The organism is Sulfitobacter sp. HI0027, from assembly GCF_001634775.1.
GTDB lineage: Bacteria > Pseudomonadota > Alphaproteobacteria > Rhodobacterales > Rhodobacteraceae > Sulfitobacter.
Map to the genome: position 1 here is coordinate 1 of NZ_LWER01000086.1, position 1,565 is coordinate 1,565.

The window sequence follows — 1,565 nt, forward strand, 5'->3', positions numbered from 1 at the left end:
CTGGAATCGCCTTCGGGCGCACGGGTGCCGCTGGACACAGTGGCCAATATCGAAACTGTAATCGGTCCACGCCAGATCACACGCGAAGATGGCGAACGCTTCATCACGGTCCAGTCCAACGTGCGCGGTCGCGATATCGGCTCTTTCGTTGCCGAAGCGCAGACGTTGACGGACGCTCAGTTGGATCTACCGCCCGGGTATCGTTTGGTCTGGGGCGGCCAATTCGAGCTTCAGCAACAGGCGAATGCCCGTTTCAAAGTGGTTATTCCGATTACGTTGGGCATCGTTCTGCTGATCCTTCTGGTAACCTTTGGTCGCCTGAAATCAGCGATCCTCATCCTGTTGAATATCCCCCTGGCGCTGACAGGTGGTGCGATGGCGCTCTGGCTGACAGGGTTACCGGTGTCGGTGCCTGCTACCGTCGGGTTTATCGCATTGTTCGGCATCGCGTTGGGCAACGGTATGGTATTGGTCAGTTTCATGGATGATTTTGCGCGCGCCGGTCGCAATCTGGAGGCTTTGGCCATTGAGGCCGCAGGGCTGCGCGCGCGTCCGGTCCTGATGACCGCCATGACGACGGCACTTGGGCTGGCACCATTGCTCTTCGCCACCGGCGTCGGTGCCGAGGTCCAACGCCCGCTTGCCACTGTGGTAACCGGGGGGCTTGTTTCGTCAACCGTGCTGACCCTACTGGTCATGCCCGCCCTGCACCGCTGGTTTGCGCCCAGACAAGGTGGGCATCATTCACTTGTCGAAACGGTCCACGAGCATGGTACGAAGGCAAAATCTGTAAAGAAGGCTTAGGGCATATATGTTCTGATGCGCAGGCAAAGGTGCACGGCTGTTTGGCGGTGCGTGCACCCTTGCGGCCGTACTTTGGGTCAATACAACGCATCTCCGGTCAAAAGATGAGTACTATAGGCTGATGCAGATAGTTTCGCGTTTGGAATATAATTCCAGATACTGGAGGATGACATCGTCGGTGACATTCCCTGACGTGGTCGAAAAGAATCCACGTGCCCAAAATAGCGTTCCCCAGTATCGTTTGCGCAATTCGGGAAACTCAATCTGCACGTGCCGCGATGAGCGCGCCTTGATCTGCTGCATCAAGGTAGAGAACGCCAATTTTAGCTTACGTCGCCCCATCCACGACCAGTCGCAACCATAAGTGCTGACCACGATTGGGCCAAATCTCTTACTGCTGCTGCGAGGGATATGCGTGCTGCGTTTGCAAATCGTTCGGCGTCCAACAGGTCTGGTAAGTTCAGTTCTCCCAGTTCAAAAACTTTGCGGCTCAACTGAAGAGTACGATCCCTTGATCGTTGAGCAGCGCGCAATGCGGCCACCTCTCTTTGTTTTCGTGTAAATTCACTTTGAGTTTTTTGCACATCTTCCACCGCGGCCAACACCTGTGCACGCCATTCCAGTTCGGCGGTCGTGGCTGAAATAATAGCCGCATCTCGCCTAGCGCGTAGCGGACCTTGGTTGAGGATGGGCAATGAAAGTGCTGGACCAAAGGACCATTCTGACGGGTTTGCCGCTGTCACCGAGCCAGATAAAGTGAC

At 55.7% G+C, this 1,565-nt stretch carries 2 protein-coding genes and 1 pseudogene; 1 reads left to right on the forward strand and 2 read right to left on the reverse strand.

Going from position 1 to position 1,565, the window contains the following annotated elements; translation table 11 throughout:
- Positions 1 to 804, forward strand: an 804-nt coding sequence (locus A3722_RS05020) for an efflux RND transporter permease subunit (RefSeq protein WP_150120443.1), incomplete at its 5' end; no start/stop codon positions are given.
- A 111-nt stretch (positions 805 to 915) separates the two neighbouring features.
- Here A3722_RS05020 and A3722_RS05025 read toward each other — a convergent pair.
- Positions 916 to 1,125: pseudogene (locus A3722_RS05025) on the reverse strand (transposase); the annotation flags it as partial.
- Between the two features lie 2 nt (positions 1,126 to 1,127).
- The coding region (locus A3722_RS23160; protein ID WP_161488213.1) for a TolC family protein at positions 1,128 to 1,565 on the reverse strand (438 nt) is incomplete at its 5' end.